Origin of the sequence: Mycobacterium sp. 1164966.3, assembly GCF_001665395.1 — a bacterium.
Lineage (GTDB): Bacteria > Actinomycetota > Actinomycetes > Mycobacteriales > Mycobacteriaceae > Mycobacterium.
On sequence record NZ_LZSG01000063.1, the window covers coordinates 1 to 792 of the forward strand.

At 69.1% G+C, this 792-nt stretch carries 1 protein-coding gene and 1 pseudogene; one reads left to right on the top strand and one right to left on the bottom strand.

Going from position 1 to position 792, the window contains the following annotated elements:
- Positions 1-258, top strand: a pseudogene (locus A9W99_RS26890) (hydrolase); the annotation flags it as partial.
- 4 nt (positions 259-262) lie between these two features.
- Here A9W99_RS26890 and A9W99_RS26895 read toward each other — a convergent pair.
- A partial coding sequence (locus tag A9W99_RS26895) for an HNH endonuclease signature motif containing protein (protein WP_172828933.1) occupies positions 263-792 on the bottom strand: 530 nt, incomplete at its 5' end.

Sequence of the window (792 nt, forward strand, 5' to 3'; positions counted from 1 at the left end):
GCGGTGCAGGCGTTGGGTCTGCAGGTGCGCGCGGGGTTGCACACCGGTGAGTGCGAGGTCCGCGGCGACGATATTGGCGGGATTGCCGTGCACATCGGCGCGCGGGTCAGCGCGCTGGCGGGGCCCAACGAGGTGTTGGTGTCTGGCACGTTGCGTGATCTGGTGATCGGCTCGGGGCTGGGGTTTGAGGACCGCGGCGCGCATGAGCTCAAGGGCGTGCCCGGGCCCTGGCAGCTGTTCGCCGTGGCCGGTGAATAAATCCTCAGAAGGGTGGGGGTTCCTCGGGTGGGGCGGGTCCGGCGGCGGCGGCTTCGGCTTCGGCTTCGGCTTGGCGGGCGGCGTGGTTGTGGGCGCGTTCGGTGGCTACCCGGTAGGCGCGGTCTTTGGCGCGGGTGCGGCGGCGTTTGGGCATCATCGCGGCGCGGTCAGCGCAGGGCTGTGGGGGTGGGGGGTCGGTTTCGGCGGCGGGCATGCCGCCCACGGCGTGACACAGGCTGGGAAACAGCAGCGCACTGCCCGGGGTGGTGACATGGGTTTGTCCGGCCGGTGAGGTCAAGATCAGGGTGCCGTCGGGCAGTTGCTGTTCTTTCCAGCCCCAAAAGGTTTTCACCAAATGATGAGTGCGGCAATAACACTTCAGGTTGCCCGCGTGGGTGGGCCCCCCCTGGGCGTGCGGGATGGTGTGGTCGAGGTCGCAGCGCATCGCGGGCACATCGCAGCCCGGCCAGCGACACGTCAAATCCCGGCAGCGCACGAAGTCGGCCAACGCCTTCGACGGGACATAGCCGTCCT